At 74.2% G+C, this 14,184-nt stretch carries 12 protein-coding genes; 7 read left to right on the plus strand and 5 right to left on the minus strand.

Annotated features, from left to right (window positions below):
- The first annotated feature begins 152 nt into the window (after window positions 1–152).
- The 5 genes from ABH929_RS17665 to ABH929_RS17685 are packed head-to-tail and all read left to right on the plus strand — an operon-like array spanning window position 153 to window position 5,596.
- A complete protein-coding gene (locus tag ABH929_RS17665; RefSeq protein ID WP_404562147.1) occupies window positions 153–1,361 on the plus strand; it encodes a glycerophosphoryl diester phosphodiesterase membrane domain-containing protein in 1,209 nt (402 codons plus the stop codon).
- Window positions 1,358–1,999 carry a DUF4129 domain-containing protein gene (locus ABH929_RS17670; RefSeq protein ID WP_263090986.1) on the plus strand — a complete coding sequence of 214 codons (642 nt, stop codon included), beginning with the start codon at window positions 1,358–1,360 and terminating at the stop codon, window positions 1,997–1,999. The genes ABH929_RS17665 and ABH929_RS17670 overlap by 4 nt, the downstream gene beginning before the upstream one ends.
- Window positions 1,996–3,219, plus strand: a complete 1,224-nt coding sequence (locus ABH929_RS17675) for a DUF4350 domain-containing protein (RefSeq protein WP_404562149.1) — start codon at window positions 1,996–1,998, stop codon at window positions 3,217–3,219. The genes ABH929_RS17670 and ABH929_RS17675 overlap by 4 nt, the downstream gene beginning before the upstream one ends.
- On the plus strand, window positions 3,216–4,244 hold the full coding sequence (locus ABH929_RS17680; RefSeq protein ID WP_404562150.1) for an AAA family ATPase: 1,029 nt from the start codon (window positions 3,216–3,218) through the stop codon (window positions 4,242–4,244). The genes ABH929_RS17675 and ABH929_RS17680 overlap by 4 nt, the downstream gene beginning before the upstream one ends.
- Window positions 4,244–5,596 carry a DUF58 domain-containing protein gene (locus ABH929_RS17685; RefSeq protein ID WP_263090992.1) on the plus strand — a complete coding sequence of 451 codons (1,353 nt, stop codon included), beginning with the start codon at window positions 4,244–4,246 and terminating at the stop codon, window positions 5,594–5,596. The genes ABH929_RS17680 and ABH929_RS17685 overlap by 1 nt, the downstream gene beginning before the upstream one ends.
- 13 nt (window positions 5,597–5,609) lie before the next feature.
- On the opposite strand, the gene ABH929_RS17690 is transcribed toward ABH929_RS17685, so the two are convergent.
- Window positions 5,610–6,608 (minus strand): stage II sporulation protein M, encoded by a 999-nt coding sequence (locus ABH929_RS17690; RefSeq protein ID WP_404562152.1) that lies wholly within the window; start codon window positions 6,606–6,608, stop codon window positions 5,610–5,612.
- 42 nt (window positions 6,609–6,650) lie between these two features.
- On the opposite strand from ABH929_RS17690, the gene ABH929_RS17695 reads away from it, so the two are divergent.
- Complete coding sequence (locus ABH929_RS17695) at window positions 6,651–7,520, plus strand: RDD family protein (RefSeq protein ID WP_205462673.1); 870 nt, start codon at window positions 6,651–6,653, stop codon at window positions 7,518–7,520.
- Window positions 7,521–7,543: 23 nt separating this feature from the next.
- Here ABH929_RS17695 and ahcY read toward each other — a convergent pair whose 3' ends face one another.
- Window positions 7,544–9,022 (minus strand): adenosylhomocysteinase, encoded by a 1,479-nt coding sequence (ahcY, locus tag ABH929_RS17700; RefSeq protein WP_263090997.1) that lies wholly within the window; start codon window positions 9,020–9,022, stop codon window positions 7,544–7,546.
- A 101-nt stretch (window positions 9,023–9,123) separates the two neighbouring features.
- On the minus strand, window positions 9,124–9,339 hold the full coding sequence (locus ABH929_RS17705; RefSeq protein WP_263090999.1) for a DUF3499 domain-containing protein: 216 nt from the start codon (window positions 9,337–9,339) through the stop codon (window positions 9,124–9,126).
- A 59-nt stretch (window positions 9,340–9,398) separates the two neighbouring features.
- Here ABH929_RS17705 and ABH929_RS17710 point away from each other — a divergent pair, with 59 nt between their 5' ends.
- Entirely contained in the window at window positions 9,399–9,839 is a 441-nt protein-coding gene (locus ABH929_RS17710) for a metallopeptidase family protein (RefSeq protein ID WP_263091001.1), read from the plus strand.
- Between the two features lie 36 nt (window positions 9,840–9,875).
- Here the strand turns inward: ABH929_RS17710 and ABH929_RS17715 are convergent, their stop codons facing one another.
- Together ABH929_RS17715 and ABH929_RS17720 are read right to left on the minus strand one after the other, a co-directional pair.
- Complete coding sequence (locus tag ABH929_RS17715; RefSeq protein ID WP_404562154.1) at window positions 9,876–11,279, minus strand: DUF5719 family protein; 1,404 nt, start codon at window positions 11,277–11,279, stop codon at window positions 9,876–9,878.
- On the minus strand, window positions 11,276–14,113 hold the full coding sequence (locus ABH929_RS17720; protein WP_404562155.1) for a glycosyltransferase: 2,838 nt from the start codon (window positions 14,111–14,113) through the stop codon (window positions 11,276–11,278). Before ABH929_RS17720 ends, ABH929_RS17715 begins: the two co-directional genes overlap by 4 nt.
- Window positions 14,114–14,184: the final 71 nt, after the last annotated feature.

Consider the following 14,184-nt stretch of genomic DNA (forward strand, 5'->3'; position numbering starts at 1 on the left):
GGCAGACGCCTGGCGGTGGTCAGCAGCGCGCCGGGCAGCAGGGCGCGTGGCAGGGACAGCCGGGAGGCCCGCCCCGGTTCTCCGCGCCGCCGCCGCCCGCCCCGGGGCCGGGTCGACCCCCCGGCGGTCGTCCGCCGTCCGGCTCGCGTCCGGTGATCCCCCTGCGCCCGCTCGGGTTCGGTGACGTGCTCGGCGGCGCCTTCACGGTCTTCCGCCGCAACGCCCGCGTCCTGCTGCTCTGGAGCGTGCTGCTCAGCGGCGTGCTCGGGCTGCTCTCCACCCTCGTCAGCACGTTCGGCCAGCAGGCGCTGCAGTCGCGGATGATGACGGCGTTCGACGGCAGCGGTGGTGGCGACACGATCGTCGCGGGCTCGGTGACGCTGTGGATCCTGCTGACGATCGGCCTGCCGTTCCTCGCGTACCTCGGTCGCGGCTTCCTGGTGGCACCGGTCGCCGCGGACACCGGCCAGCGGGTCCTCGGCCGTCGCGCGACCTTCCGGGGCCTGTGGGCGCTGCTCGCCGGGCGGCGGTGGCCGGTGGTCGCGTGGATGTTCGTGCAGATCGGCGCGGGGCTCGTCGTCGGCATCGTCGTCGCGGTGGTCTTCGTTGCGTTCTTCGCGGCGCTCGGCGCCGGGGACGCCGGCGCCGGGTGGTTCGTCCTCGCTGTCTTCGTGATGGTCCTCGGCCTCGGCGTGGTCCTGACCTGGCTCGGCATCCGCTTCGCCTTCACGGTGCCGACCATCGCGCTCGAGGGTCGACCGGTCTTCGCCGCCGCCGCGCAGTCGTGGCGGCTCACCCGCGGTGCGTTCTGGCGGACCTTCGGCGTACTGCTGCTCGTGCAGGTGGTGTTCGGCGTCGCGGCGTCGATCGCCACGGCACCGCTCACCATCGGGGCCGTGCTCGTCGGCGGGGTGTTCGACCCGCTCGGGCAGACCGACGCGTCCTCGGGCATCGGTGCCGGCGCCCTCGTCCTGATCGTCATCGGCAGCCTGCTCGCGATCGCGGTGCAGTGCGTCACCGACGTGCTGAGCGCCGCGGTCGTCACCTTCCTGACCATCGACCGGCGGATCCGGACCGAGGCCCTCGACCAGCGCATCGCGTCGCACCTCGACACCGGGCAGCCGGCCGACCCGTTCGCGCCGTCCGCGCCGGTCGCCCGTCCGCCGTGGCCGCAGCAGCCGTGGGCGGGGCAGCAGCAGTGGCCCGGCCAGCCGGCGGGGCAGCAGCAGTGGCCCGGCCAGCCGGCGGGGCAGCAGCAGTGGCCCGGCCAGCCGGCGGGGCAGCAGCAGTGGCCCGGCCAGCAGCAGCAGGGGCCCGGGCAGCAGCAGGGGCAGCACCGCCCGCCGGACGGGACCGCATGACCGCGGTCGACCCCGACGAGGCCCGCCGTCTGCTCGAACGCGAACTCGACCGGCCCGCGTACGACGGCGCGCACGTGACGTGGTGGGACCGTGCGTCACGGACGTTCCTGGACTGGCTCGGGTCGCTCCGCGCCGACGGACTCGACTCCCCCGTCGCGGCCCGCACGGCCCTGGTGATCGCGATCGTGGTGCTCGTCGCCGTCGTCGTGCTCGTCGTCGTGGCCCGCGGGCTCCCCCGACGTCGTGCACGCAGCGACGCGGACGACACCGGCGGGGTGTTCGACGACGACGACCTCCGGTCCGCCCGCGAACTGCTCGACGCCGCACAGTCCGCGATCCGCCGGGGCGACTGGTCGGCCACGGTCCTCGACGGCTTCCGTGCGACCGCCCGCGGCCTCGGCGAGCGCGACCTGGTCCCCGACGTCCCCGGGGCGACCGCACGCACCATCGCCGCCCGCGCAGCCGTGCCCTTCCCCGCCGAGGCCGCGGCGCTCGACGACGCCGCGACGGCCTTCGACGCCGTCCGCTACCTCGGGCTCGACGCCGACGAGGCCACTGCTCGCCGGGTCCTCGACACCGAGCGTGCCGTTCGCCAGGCCCGTCCGGCCAGGTCCACGGGGCCGGTGGTGCCAGCATGAGCACCGCCACCGACGTGCCGCGCACGCCCGCACCCCGACCGGAGCAGCGCGAGAGCCGACGGTTCCGGTTCGGCTTCTGGATCGCCATCGTGCTCGTCGGGATCGTGCTCGCGGTGCTCACGGCCGTGGTGCAGGGCGCCCAGCCGCCGGATCGACGCCCCCTCGACCCGACCTCGACCACCGCGAGCGGGTCGGCCGCGCTGGTCCGGGTCCTGGAGCAGCGCGGCACCTCCGTCCGGGTGACCGACCGTGCCGACGGGATCGACGGTGGCACGGTGTTCGTCGACGACTCCGACGGCGTCCTCGATCCAAGCGTCGGCGAGCGCATCGCCCGGACCGCCGAGCACGTGGTCCTGGTGGGCGTCGACTCGACCCCGTTCGCGTCGTTCGGCCTCGACGTCACCACGGCCACCGCTCCCGAGGGCGGCGACACCGTGTCCACCGCGTCCTGCGCGATCCCGGCCGCGGCGTCGGCTGCGCGCGTGTCCACCGACGGGTACGGCTACACGGTCGACGACCCCGACGCGGACCGCTGCGCGCCGTCCGGCAGCGGCGACGACCGAGCCTGGGGCCTCGTCCGCACGGCGACCACCGGCGGTGACGTCACCCTCGTCGGCACCACCTCGGCCTTCCGCAACGACACGATCACGACCGCCGGGAACGCCGCACTCGCCCTCGGCCTGCTCGGCTCGGACGACCGCCTCACGTGGTACACGCCGACCGTCGGCGCCCCCGACGCCGTCCCGACACTCGGCGAGCTCGCACCGCCGTGGGTGCCGAGCGGCCTCGCGCTGCTCGCCCTGGTGGCCGTCGCCGCCGCGGTGTGGCGGGGCCGACGTCTCGGGCCGCTCGTCGTCGAGCGGATGCCCGTGGTGGTCCGCGCCGCCGAGACCACCGAGGGCCGGGCCCGGATGTACGCCCGCACCCACGACCGCACCCATGCCCTGGACACCCTCCGCGTCGCCGCGGTCCGTCGGATCGGCCGGCTGATCGGACTCCCCCGGTCCGCGCACGTCGACGACGTCGTCCGCGCAGCGGCCCGGGCCACCGGCATCCCGCACGACCGCGTCGGCGCCGTCCTCGTCGGCGGTCCGACCCCCGACGACCGCGCCCTCGTCGACGGCACGAGGGCGCTCGACGACCTCGAACGGGCCGTCCGACGATCCACGTCGGGCGACCGTCCCAGCACCGACCGAGACCGACCAGGAGCACGACCGTGACCGACCTGCCAGTTGCCCCCGACCCGCACGACCCCACACCGGCCGACCGCGCCCCGCACGACCGGAACGAGCACGACCCCGGGCTCCGCGACGCCTTCGGGCGGGTCCGGGCCGAGGTCGCCAAGGCCGTCGTCGGACAGGAGGGCGCGGTGTCCGGCATGATCGTCGGACTCCTGGCGCAGGGGCACGTGCTGCTCGAGGGGGTGCCCGGCGTCGCCAAGACCCTGCTCGTCCGCAGCCTGGCCGCCGCGATGTCCCTCGACACGAAGCGGATCCAGTTCACGCCGGACCTGATGCCCGGCGACGTGACGGGTTCGCTCGTGTACGACGCCTCCACCGGCACGTTCCCGTTCCGCGAGGGCCCCGTCTTCACCAACGTGCTGCTCGCCGACGAGGTGAACCGAACACCCCCGAAGACCCAGTCCGCCCTGCTCGAGGCGATGGAGGAACGCCAGGTCAGCGTGGACGGCGACGCGCGGCTCCTGCCCGACCCGTTCTTCGTCGCCGCGACCATGAACCCGATCGAGTTCGAGGGCACCTACACGCTCCCCGAGGCGCAGCTCGACCGCTTCCTGATGAAGCTGACGCTCGACATCCCGCCGCGCGACGTCGAGTGGCAGGTCCTCCGCCGGCACGCCGACGGCTTCGTCCCGCGGGACGTCCGGTCAGCGGGCATCACCCCCGTGGTCGGCGTCGACGAGGTCCTCGCCGCGCAGCGCGCCGTCCGGGCCGTCGGTGCCCGTGACGACGTGCTGGCGTACATCGTCGACCTCGCCCGCGCCACCCGTCAGGCACCGTCCGTCCGTGTCGGGGTCAGCCCGCGCGGTGCGACCGCTCTGCTCGCCGCTGCGAAGGCCTGGGCGTGGCTCACCGGCTACGACGCCATCACGCCGGACCACGTGCAGGCGATGGCCCTGCCGGTCTGGCGCCACCGGCTCCGGGTGGCCGCCGACGCCGAGCTCGAGGGCGTCGGCGCCGACGGGGTGCTCCAGCAGATGCTCGAGCAGGTGCGGGTGCCGATCTAGTGGCGGTCTCCGGCCGGTTCGTCGCGCTGCTCGCCGTCGCCATCGTGCCCACCGTGCTGCTCGCCAGCGGGTGGGCCGGCCTGGCGTGGGTCGTGGTCGTGCTGCTCGCCGCGGCCATCGACGTGCTGCTCGCCGCCGACCTGGCACGCGTGCGGGTCGAGCGGCGGATGCCGCGACTGGCCCGTCGGGACAGCACCGCCGACGGCACGCTCGTGCTCGCGAACGACGGCGGGCGGGTGCTCCGGAGCATCGTCCGCGACATGTGGGAGCCCTCCGCCGGGCACCGGCCGCGCCGGGTCCGGATGACGGTGCCCGCGGGCGAACGCCGGACCGCCCGCATGCGGTTCACCCCGTTCCGCCGCGGTCGACGCCGCACGGCCGGCGTCGCGGTCCGGGCGTTCGGTCCGCTCGGTCTCGCGGCCCGGCAACGGGTCGTCACAGCGCCGGGCGAACTCGTCGTCACCCCGCCGTTCCGCTCGCGACGGCACCTGCCGTCACGGCTGGCCCGGTTGCGCGAACTCGACGGTGAGACCACCCTGCAGCTCCGCGGCCACGGCACGGAGTTCGACTCGCTGCGCGACTACGTGCGGGGCGACGACGTCCGCTCGATCGACTGGCGAGCGACCGCCCGACGACAGGACCTCGTGGTCCGCACCTGGCGCCCGGAGCGCGACCGGCGGGTCGTGGTCGTCGTCGACGCCGGGCGTGCCGGCGCCGGACGGGTGGCCGACGAACCCCGCCTCGACACCTTCATCGAGTCCGCACTGCTCCTCGGCGCCCTCGCCGCGGCCGCCGGCGACCGGGTCGACCTGGCGGTCCTCGACGACACCGTCCACGACCGTGTGCACGGGGCGACCCGCACCGACGTGGTCCAGCGCTTCGGCGAGGCCCTCGCGATGGCGGAACCCGGACTCGCCGCGACCGACTGGTCCGCCGTGCCGGCGCTCGTCGACTCGATCACGACCTCACGGGCGCTCGTCGTGCTGGCGTCGAGTCTCGACTCGGTCGGTGCCTCCGGCGACCTGCTGGCGGTGCTGCCCCGGCTCACCCGGCGGCACGCCGTGGTGGTGACGAGCATCGAGGACCCGGCGGTGCAGCGGACCGCACGCGGCGGGGTGGACCCGGCCACGACGATCCGCACGGCGCGGGGCGGACGCGTGCCGGGCCTCCCCACCGGCGCGGAGCGCGACGTGTACCGGCGGGCCGCCGCCGAACGCACCCTGCTCGATGCCGACGGCGTCGCCGACGTCGCACGCCGGAGCGGCGCCGAGGTCGTCCGTGGCGCACCGGAGGACGTCCCACCGCTCGTGGCCGACGCCTACCTCCGCGCGAAGGCGACCGGCCGGCTCTGAAGCCGGGCGGACGCTACCCGGCGACCAGGGCGGACGTGCCGCGCTCGAACTCGTCGAGGTCGCCGCGCTCTCCGGCCCGGTACGCACGACCGCCGAGCACCCACTGGTACGCCAGGACCGCGGCGAGCGCGATCGTCCCGATGCCGATCTTGACCGGCCACGGCCAGTCCTGACGGGTGACGATGCCCTCGACCAGGCCGGACAGCAGCAGCGTCAGCGTCAGGCCGACCGCGATCGTGATGAGGGCTCGGCCGTCCTCGGCGAGGGCCTGCGCGCGGGTCCGGTGCGGCCCCGGAGCGACCCACGACCAGAAGATCATCAGGCCCGCCCCGCCGGCGAGGAAGACCGAGTACAGCTCGAGCTGGCCGTGCGGGGCGATGTAGAGGAAGAAGTCGGCCAGGCGACCCTGCGAGTGCATGATCGCCGCGGAGACACCGAGCCCGACGGCGTTCTGCATGATCGAGAACGGCACGAAGACACCCGTGATGCCGAACGCGACCATGGTGGCCGCGATGAAGGCGTTGTTCGTCCACACCTGCGCCGTGAACGCGCCGAGGCCGTGGTCGGAGTAGTAGTCGACGAAGTCCTGCGTGGCGTACTGGCGCAGCGCCTCCGGCGTGCCGAAGGTCGCCGTCGCCCCCGGGGTCGTCGTGATCCAGACGGCCACGATCGCGCCGATCGCGACGGTGGCCGGCGCCACCCAGATCGTCACCCAGCGGATCCGGTACAGCGCCGCGGGCAGCTGTCGGGTGAAGAACAGGGCGACCGCGGTGAGCGGGTCGACCGGGGTGCCGGTGAAGCGCAGGCGGGCGCGGTACAGGGTGAGCGACAGTCGGTCGCCGGTCGCGGTGCGAGGTGCGGCGCCGCGGATGCGGGCGAGGTCCGTCGCGGCGGCCTGGTACCCCGAGACGAGCTGGTCGACGTCGGCACCGGTGGTGTGCCGGGCGCGCGCGAGGCGGTCGAGCTCCTGCCAGCGGTCGCGGTGCACCTCGGCGTAGGCGTCCAGGTCCACGTGTCCCCCCTCGTGTCGGCCGACTTCCGACAGAATGATCCCATGTCGAAGCCCCGCACGCCGCGCGACCTCGCCGACGCCCGGTTCTCGCTCGCCCTGGACGAGACCGCCGACGAGCTCGTGGTCGGCGAGGCGGTCGCGCTCGACGTGCAGCCGGCCGGACTCGTCCTGCGGTTGGCGTCGGCGCTCCTCGACGGGGTGTGCCTGCTCGTCCTGTACCTGCTGCTGGTGTTCGGGGTGTCCCGGCTGTGGCCGAGCGGCCTCGACGAGGCGTGGGGCGCCGCGCTGGGCATCGCGCTGTTCGTCGCCGTGCTCGTACTCGTGCCGGCCGCCGTCGAGACCGTGACCCGGGGCCGCAGCGTCGGCCGGTACGCCGTCGGCACGCGGGTCGTCCGGGTCGACGGCGGTGCGATCGGCTTCCGGCACGCCTTCACCCGCGCGCTCGTCGGGCTGTTCGAGCTGTGGACGACGTTCGGGTCGGTGGCGCTGCTCGTGGCGTTGTTCGGCAGTCGTCCGCGGCGCCTCGGGGACCTGCTCGCCGGCACCGTCGTGCAGCACGAGCGGCTGCCGAAGCAGCGCGACCCCCAGGTCGTGCTGCCACCCGAGCTGACGGCCTGGGCCACGGTCGCGGACGTCTCGGCGCTGCCGCAGCGACTCGAGAACCGGCTCGGCGCGTTCTTCCGCGGGGCTGCCGTGATGCGCCCCGAGCTCCGGGAGTCCGCCGCCCGAGCGCTGGCCGCGGACGTCGCGCCCTTCGCCCACCCGGTGCCGCCGGTGCCCGCCGAGGTGTTCCTCGCCGGGGTCGTCGTGCTGCGCCGTGGGCGGGACGTGCAGGCGCTGCGCTCCCGCGTCGGGCTGCTCACCGCGGCTGGCGCGTCGGCGTCGGCGCGGCCGCCGGGCTTCCCGCGCTAGCGCGGCGCCCGGCGCGCCTCGGCTCAGTACCGGTAGTGCTCCGGCTTGAAGGGGCCCTCGACCGGCACGCCGATGTACGCCGCCTGCTCCGGGCGCAGCGTCGTCAACTCCACCCCGAGGGCGCCGAGGTGCAGGCGAGCGACCTTCTCGTCCAGGTGCTTCGGCAGCACGTAGACCCCGGTCGGGTACTCGTCACGACGGGTGTGCAGCTCGATCTGCGCCAGGACCTGGTTCGTGAACGAGTTGCTCATCACGAACGACGGGTGCCCGGTGGCGTTGCCGAGGTTCATCAGCCGCCCCTCGGACAGCACCAGGATCGAGCGGCCGGTCGGCAGGCGCCACTCGTGCACCTGCGGCTTGATCTCGACCTTCTCCACACCGGGCAGCGACTCGAGGCCGGCCATGTCGATCTCGTTGTCGAAGTGGCCGACGTTGGCGACGATCGCCAGGTGCTTCAGCCCGAGCATCTCGTCGACGCCCACGACGCCGAGGTTGCCCGTACACGTGATGACCATGTCGACGGTCTCGATGACGTCGGCCAGACGGGCCACCTGGTACCCGTCCATCGCGGCCTGCAGCGCGCAGATCGGGTCGACCTCGCTGACGATGACGCGGGCACCCTGGCCACGCAGGGCCTCCGCCGCACCCTTGCCGACGTCGCCGTACCCGACCACGAAGGCGACCTTGCCGCCCATCAGGACGTCGGTCGCACGGTTCAGGCCGTCGGGCAGGGAATGGCGGATGCCGTACTTGTTGTCGAACTTCGACTTCGTCACGGAGTCGTTCACGTTGATCGCGGGGAACCGCAGCTGTCCGTTCCGCGACAGCTCGTACAGGCGGTGTACGCCCGTGGTGGTCTCCTCGGTGACGCCCTCGATGTCCGCGGCGATGCGGGTCCAGCGGTCGGACGACGTCTCGAGCGACGCCGCGACGGTGTCGAGCACGATCTTCCACTCGGCACTCGCGTCGGCGCCGGCGTCCGGTGCAACACCAGCGGCTTCAGCGTCGGCTCCGGTGTGCACGAGCATGGTGGCGTCACCGCCGTCGTCCAGGATCAGGTTCGGACCGGCCCAGTCGGCTCCGACGGCAGCGGCTTCGGCGGTCCAGTCGAAGATGCGGCTGGTGCACCACCAGTACTCCTCGAGCGTCTCGCCCTTCCACGCGAACACGGGGACACCGGCAGGCTCGTCCGGCGTGCCGGTCGGGCCGACCGCGATCGCCGCGGCGGCCTCGTCCTGCGTGGAGAAGATGTTGCAGCTCGCCCACCGCACCTGCGCACCGAGGGCGACGAGCGTCTCGATCAGGACGGCCGTCTGCACCGTCATGTGCAGCGACCCGGCGATGCGCGCTCCGGCCAGCGGCTGCGACGCCGCGAACTCCTCGCGCAGGGCCATCAGGCCCGGCATCTCGTTCTCGGCGAGGCGGATCTGGTGGCGGCCCGCCTCGGCGAGCGAGAGGTCGGCGACGCGGTACGGTGCTGCGGTCTGGGCTTCGGTGGGCATGCCGTCAGTCTTCCATGCCGGGAGGCACGGGTCCCCAGGCGACGCCGGTCACGTTCCACTGGCCCCGTCCACCGCCGCTGGTGCGTCGCGCAGGCGAGCCGTCAGTCGGCCTCGCGCTGCAGCGGCTCGCGCCGCACCACCTGCCAGCCGCGCGGGACGCGCAGACCGGCGGCGTGCCGGGTGCAGAGGTCGTAGCCGTGCGGTTCGACCCGCGTGGAGAGCGGTCCGACGACGACCATGGAGTCCCCGTAGTCGTAGGTCAGGGTCGCCGAAGCGCTCGCGGCGCACGCGACCTTGCTGCAGATCCTCACGTCCATGTCGACACGGAGCCTAGCGGAGCGTCCGGGAGCACCCGGTGCGCGCGTACGATGTGGGGATGCGTCGCAAGCCCCGCCTCGTCACCCCGATCGACCGCGGTCGAGGCCGGTCCCGGCACGGACGCGGTGGGCGGTCGAGCGTGACCGGTCCCGAGCTCGCACCGATCACGACCCGCGCCGAGGCCTTCGACCGCATCGTCGGCGACAGCGCCCACTACCTGATCGGCCTGTGGCCGGAGGAACTGTCGGGCGTGGTGTTCCAGGTGGCCGACATGCCGACCGATGCCACCCTTCCCGACGCGATGCCCCGGTGGCGCATCGACCGCGACACCCGCAGGGTCACCGTGTTCCGGATCCCCGTCGAGCGGGTGAACCGCAGCCCCGAGAAGGACGACGCTGACCGGCGGATCATCATCGAGACGGCCGTGTTCCGGGCCGTCGGCGAGCTGATCGGCAAGGACCCGTGGGACCTGGCGCCGGACCGCTACCGCCACTGGTGACGGTGCGGCGCCCGGGGCGGCGCACCGTCCTCGTCGTCAGGGGTAGACGCGCACCGGCGTGGACACCTGGGTGGACGGTCGGATCGGGAACCCGGCGATGCCGTCGTCCCCGCGGTAGGTCACACCCGCCACGATGCCCTCGGCCCCGGAGATCGAGAGCTGCTTCGCGGTCTGCACCGGCAGGGTCGCGGTGACGCCGGACAGCAGCTGGAGCGTGGTCTCCTCGTCGCCGGAGCGGATCGTGACCGCCCGGTCCTCGCGCGTGGTGTTGACGAGGTTCAGGCGGACGCCCTCCCCCGGTGCCACCGCGGTGATGACCTGGTCGCCCAGGGGCTCGGCCGAGGCGAACCAGCCGAGGTCGCTGTTGCCGTCGGCCGTCGGCGAGGTCGTGCGGGCTCCGGTGACCACGGGCTGCGTCGATGTGACGGTGAACGAGTACCGGCCGTCCGGGAAGTCGTCGAGCGCGACGTCGGTCACGACCCCGGGCTCGGCGGTGGCGTTCACGGTGGTGCCGCCGCCGTCCGCCGTGCTGATGCCGAGCGTGATGCGTGCCGACCGGGTACCGGGGACGAACAGCCGGACGACGGGGGCTGCGTCCGCGGTGTCGTCACCGCGCTGCGCCTCCTGCGCGCCGGCGAGCACGACGCCGGGGATGACCTGCGACCGCGAGGGGGCGGCACCGCCGGAGACGATGTCGTAGCCGCCGGGGGTCAGCGTGCGGACGACGGTCTCCTGCATGTGGGCCACGATCTGGCCGCCGGAGGACGAGACGTGCACGACGGTCGATCCCTGGTCGGACACGAAGCCGGACAGCGGGACGACCTTCTGGGTGTTCGGGGCGACGACGATGCCGGTCGTGCCGGGGGCGCTGACCGTGCCGGTGCCGTCGTAGATCTCCAGGTCGACGGTCGCGTTCACGTCGGTCGGGTTCGACAGGGTGACGAGACTGGTGCGCCCGGTCTCGGTCGAGCCGCCGACGAGCCAGGTCGACTGCGAGGGGTCGTCGCACGACGCCGCGCCGGCGCCGACGAGGTCCCCGCTGGAGACGCTCTGGTAGCTGCTGCCCGCGACCTGCGGTGTCGTGTCGCCCGCGGGGGCGGTGAGCAGGCGCGGGTCGCTGCCGCCCGTGGACGACGGGTCGAGCGAGGACCGTTCCACGGTCGACCCGGTCGTCGCCGTGGCCACCGTCGCCGACCCGACGGTGCTCGCCTGGGTGGCGTCGTTGCCGGAGTCGTCGGAGAGCCGCAGCGCGCTGCCGGCGCAGACGCGTTCGGCGTCGGCGGGCACCGGCGTGACGGTCCGGCCGGCCGGGCGACCCGGTTCGGCCGCGGTGCCGTACGCGTGCGCGGCCGTGACGGCGCCGGCAGCGACGACGACGGCGATCGCGGTGGCGGTGCCGCGGACGACCCAGCGTCGGACCGAGCGGGTGGTGGTGCTCATTCGTCGCGCTCCTCGTCGAAGGTGGTCGCGGGTTCCTCGGCCTCGATGACGTTCGAGGTGGCGCGGCGGCGGCGCGGGGCCGTCGGCACGGCGAGCAGCGCGGCCGCCCCGAACACCACGCCGAGCACGACCAGGTAGAGGACGTGCGTGGCACGGGCGGCGGCGGACCCGGTGGTGGTCCGGTCGACGTCGCCCTCGTAGTGGAACAGCTGGCCGTTCGTGGTCTCACCGATGCTCGTGAAGAGTGCGTCCTGTCCGATCGCGCCCGCGGCCCGGTCGTGCACGGCCTGCGCCTCGGGGTCGTCGCCGGCGTCGTCGAGCAGCACGAAGCTGATGCCGAGTTCCTGCAGCGCCGGCCGTGGGTCGTAGCCGCTGCGGCTCGCCAGGTTGCCGGCGAGCGTCGTCAGCCGGGCACCGGACTCGCTCAACCGCAGGGCGGTGGCGTCGAGGGTCGACTGGTCGTCGAGGGTGGCACCCTGACCGCGTTCGAGCGCGACCGCGAGCGACCCGTCGTCCTGCGGCACCACGACGAGCGTGCCGACGTCGGGGTTCGCCTGCGCCTCGGCGTTCACGTACGCGCTGAGCACCCGGCCGGTGGTCGGCTGGATGGCGGCGTTGCCGAGGTAGAACGCGGCGAACGCCGGGGCCACCGCCACACCGGCGAGCACCGTCGCGACGAGCCCCGTGACCGGTGCGGCCTTGGGCAGGACGTCGATCCCGATGCAGGCAGCGACGACGATCGCGAGCCAGTACACCGACAGGCCGCTGCCCGGCCACACGATGGTGGTGGTCGACCCGACGCCGGTGACGGTCACGTGGGTGGCGGCGAACGCGGTTCCGAAGCCGAGCAGCGCGACGACGAGCGCCGAGCCGGCGACGGCCCAGCGGTGCCCGAGCATCGCGCCGATCGCGGCGGCGGCGATCGGCACGGCCAGGACGGCCATCACGATCGGCAGCCACGTTCCGACGGCGGCGAGCCCGGACGTGGCGGGCAGCCACCCGCTCCAGTCCGGCAGCGGCTGACCGATGGCCAGCTGCAGCGCGGACGGCGCACGCGTGGCGGACGGGACGCCGGGGTCGGCGAAGACGGCGAGGACGTTGCCGCGTGCGACCTGGGCGAGGACGAGCGGCAGGAAGAGCACCGCGGTCGGCACCGGGATGAAGGCCCGACGGTGTGCACGGCGCCACCCGACGACGAGCGCGACGAGCCACCCGACCAGCAGGACCGGCAGCAACGACGGTGCCGAGGCCGCCACGACCGCGAACAGCAGCGAGGCGCCGGAGGCCCAGGCCCACGAGCGGTGCGCCTCGAGCACGGCGACGAACAGCCACGGCAGCACCAGGTGCGCGATGACGGCGCCGAGGTGGCCCGTCGTGACCGCACCGACGAGCGAGGGCGCGATGGCGTACAACGCGGCACCGATCACCGGCACCCACTTGCGAGTGGTCACCTTGCGGACCGCGAACCAGGCACCGAGGGCGGAGACCGGGAACGCGACGAGCATCACGAGCACGACGGAGGTCGAGGGCGACCAGAACACGATCGAACCGAGGACCGCCAGCACGGCGGCGAACGGGTCGGACGGACCGGTGAACCCGGTGCCGAGCGAGTGCCAGCCGTACCCGACGTTCTGCCAGAGCTGCCCGACGCTCGTGCTGAGGGGCAGCAGGCCGCCGCCGGTCAGCGCCGGTGAGCCGAGCAGGGGGTAGAGCGTGACGACGCTCAGGACGGCCGTGGCCAGCACGACCCAGATCCCGCCGTCGCCGAGGAACGACGCCCGCGCGATCGGGGCGTCCTCCACCCGGGCGAGTTCGACGTCGCGCGAGGTGGTGCGGTGCTCGTGCACCCGACGCCAGCTGACCCGGAGCGGTTCGACGGCGGCCCAACCGAGCTTCTTCGTGCGGGCGAGGTTCCTGCGCGCGCGACCGGTGCCTCCGCCGAAGGCCACCGCGAACGCCGCGGCGAGCTCGGGGACGACGGCCGCGGGGTGCTTGGCGACGAGGTGGCCGATCGCCCGGCCGAGTGCGAAGGGGACGAGGGTGAGCCAGTGCAGCCAGAGCAGTCCGAGCGGCGCGTAGGTCATCCGGCGGTGCAGCTGCGCCTGCCGGTGCATGCGGACGCGGCGGGCCTCGGACACGCGCTTGCGGCCGAACTCCTCGACCGGACCGGCGGTGGTGACCTTCGCCTCGGGGACCACTGCGACGCGGTGCCCGGCCAGGCGGACCCGGACGCAGAAGTCGAGGGCGGCGTCGACGTCGGGCAGCGCCGGGTCGAAGCCGGCGAGCTCGGTCCACACCGAGCGGCGCACGAGCATGCCACCGGCGGCGACGCCGAGCACGTCGGTGTGCCGGTCGTGCTGGCCCTGGTCGAGCTCGTCCTGCACGAGACCGATCGAGCGGCCGAAGCGCGTCATGCTCTCGCCGAACGCGCGGATGAGCGAGGGGTCCTCGTCGGCGACGAGCTTCGGACCGGCCACGACCACGGACGGTGCGATCTCGACGGCGGAGAGCAGGTCGGCGAGCGCGGTCGGCGACGGCGCGTTGTCGTGCCCGAGCAGCCACAGCCACTCGTCGACGGGCTCGTCCACGACGGCGGGCGGGGCCTCGCGCTCCCCGCGGGCGACGGCTTCGCCGAAGGGGCGTCCGGCCGGCAGGCGCAGGAGCTCGGCGGACCCGCCGAAGGACAGGCCGACGGTGGAGCCGTCGGTCGATCCGACGTCGACGACCACCAGGTTCTCGGGGTGGCGGGTCTGGGCCGCGAGTGCGTCCAGGGTCCGGTCGAGGTGGGCCGCTCCGTTGGCGGCGACGAGGATCGCGGTGACTCTGGGCTGCATGACGGGCGTCACTCTACGGTCTGGAGGCACGGCGTCCGCTGCGGACGGCGGCGCGCCGTGAACCTGCGCGG

Origin of the sequence: Curtobacterium sp. AB7, assembly GCF_044909335.1 — a bacterium.
Lineage (GTDB): Bacteria > Actinomycetota > Actinomycetes > Actinomycetales > Microbacteriaceae > Curtobacterium.